This is a genomic window from Thiohalocapsa sp., from assembly GCF_019695415.1.
GTDB lineage: Bacteria > Pseudomonadota > Gammaproteobacteria > Chromatiales > Chromatiaceae > Thiohalocapsa.
On the sequence record NZ_JAIFKJ010000431.1, the window covers coordinates 1 to 2,402 of the forward strand.

The following is a 2,402-nucleotide window of genomic DNA, read 5'->3' on the forward strand; positions in this document are numbered from 1 at the left end:
GCGCCGCCCATGCTGAGCGCGGTCCAGCTGACGGCGATGCGCCGGGCCATGGGCACATCCGCCGTTGAGCGGATGCCGGCGAAGCGGGCCAGGATATGCGGCTGGCCGAAGTAGCCGAGCCCCCAGGCCGCCAGAGACACGATGGCGATGACGCTCAGTGCCTCGCCGGTGTTGTCCCGCCACAGGGTCAGCAGCTCCGGGTTGTGCGCGTTCAGTGTGCTCACGAGTGGTCCGATGCCGCCGTCGGCGTTGATCGCCATGACGGGCACGAGCAGCAGCGCCGCCGCCATCAGCAGCCCCTGTACCAGATCGGTCCAGGACACCGCCAGAAAGCCGCCGAACAGCGTGTAGGACACCACGAACAGGGTGCCGACCACGACGGCAAGCTCGTAGTCGAAGCCGAACACCGTCTCGAACAGCTTCCCCGCCGCCACCAGCCCGGAGCTGGTGTAAAACAGGAAGAACAGCAGCACGAAGAAGGCCGCCACCGCCTGCAGGATATGCTTCGGGTCGCCGAAGCGGTTGGCAAAGAACTCCGGGATAGTGAGCGCGTCGTCGGCGGCATAGGTGTAGGCGCGCAGCCGTCGGGCCACCAACAGCCAGTTGAGCCAGGTGCCCACCAGCAGCCCGCCTGCGAGCCACAGCGACTCCAGCCCAGATGCAAACGCGAAGCCGGGCAGCCCCAGCAGCAGCCAGCCGCTCATGTCCGAGGCCCCCGCGGACAGGGCGGCCGGCCAGGGCCCGAGTGTGCGCCCGCCCAGAAAATAGCCTGAGGAGCTCTTGGTGCTGCGATAGGCCCAGATGCCGATGCCGAGCATCAGGGCCAGATAGACGAGGAAGGTGGCGATAACCGCGTTGTTGTCGAAATCGGGCATGGGTGGGTCCTGCTGTGCGTCCGCTTCGATGCCTGAGCCGGAGGAGGCCGCCGCGGGCCGCACGCTAGCATGCTCGTGCGGCTGGTGCAGCCTCGCGTGCGGCCGCGTCCTGCATGTCGTGCGCTGTCGAGCATGCGCCGGTACCCGCGGCGGCAGCGGTGGCGTTACCATGCGGTCATTGGGTCGCAGGCGCTCGCCACAGGTCTTTGCGTGGTGTTGATCCCGGCGACATCGGCGCAAATTCATGCAGTTATGCCGACACCCAGCGCCAAGGCCTTTCGCCAGCAGATTCTCAAGCCCGCCGAGGGAGTCTTTCTGTTCCATGCCCGTGCCATCGAGCGTCTCATCGAGGAGGAGCTCGGCGCGGAGGTGCGCGGCGTGCCCATCCCGGACCTGCCGTACTACGTCATGCCGCGGGAGGCCTTCCTGTATGGCCTGGAGACGGAGAACGCCGAGGCGCTGTCGGTCATCGAGGGTCTGCGCCTGCCGAGCTACGTTGTGCTGCTGCCAAGCCCGACGTCGCAGGCGGTGGGTGAGGGCGCCTTCGACAGGCTGCGGCATGACTACTGGGCCAGGAGCTTCGAGGCGGAGGTCGCCCGCGCCTGGCAGAACGCGCGAGAGGATAACGACGACGCGGAGCGGTTCGGCGCTGCGGCGCTGCGCGGCCTCATCGGCGATCACGCCTTTGCCGAGGTGCGCGATGTCCTCGACCACGACGACCTGACCTTGCCCATCTGGGGCGATGACCTGGTCACACGCACCTTCGCCGCGCTGGTGGTGCGCCTGCGCTACTTCGCACCCGGTGCTCGCGGGTTCTACTTCCCTGCCATCGAGGTCTGGCCTGAGATCGACGCCTGGCTTGCTGCCAGCGGCCTGGACCTACCGGAGCCCGGCCAGGACGGGCGCCTGCCGCTGCTGCTGGTGAAGAGCCGACCCGGCGGCAGCGAGCTGCCCGCGGGTGCACCGCTGCTGCCGACCGCGCTGCCCTTCGGTGCGTCCGATCCTGACCTCGCCATTGCCGTGGCCGATGCCGCCCAGGTCTGGCCCCACCAGGCGCCCACCAGCGCCGAGCCTTGTACCGACGGCGAGGCGGCGGACGGCGTTCATGTTCTGGATACGGAGCTGCCGCCGTCGCTCGAGCGGCACTATTTGGCGGCACTGCATCGTGGCTCCCGGGTGCGCCGGCGCAAGGGCTGGCTCACGCGGCTGCGGGACGACCTCGGCAACGGGCTGCGCCGATTGCTGGCGCGGCTGCTGTTTCTGCCGGGGCTCGATGACATCGGCTTCGCCCCGGCACCTGGCAAAGCCATGCGCTGGCACGGCCTCGGGCTTGCCCTCTTCGAGCACGCCGTCGGTTGCGCTCAGGGCGAGGACTTCGACGGCCGCTTCGCCGCGGACCTGGGCTTCCTGGCGGGTGCGCGCCGGCTTGCTCAGCGAATGAGCCGGCCCGCGCGCTGCGCCCCCGCGGCCGTGGCAATGGGCATAGCCGGGCGCGAGCGTGAGGGAGACGGGCACCTGGCCGACCCA

1 protein-coding gene and 1 pseudogene are annotated in these 2,402 nt (G+C 69.3%); one reads left to right on the forward strand and one right to left on the reverse strand.

Translation table 11 applies throughout. From position 1 onward, the window contains the following. Positions 1-875: sodium/solute symporter (locus tag I6U14_RS12210; RefSeq protein WP_296899687.1), on the reverse strand; the 875-nt coding region annotated here is incomplete at its 3' end. A 252-nt stretch (positions 876-1,127) separates the two neighbouring features. On the opposite strand from I6U14_RS12210, the pseudogene I6U14_RS12215 reads away from it, so the two are divergent. Next, positions 1,128-2,402: pseudogene (locus I6U14_RS12215) on the forward strand (sulfite exporter TauE/SafE family protein); the annotation flags it as partial.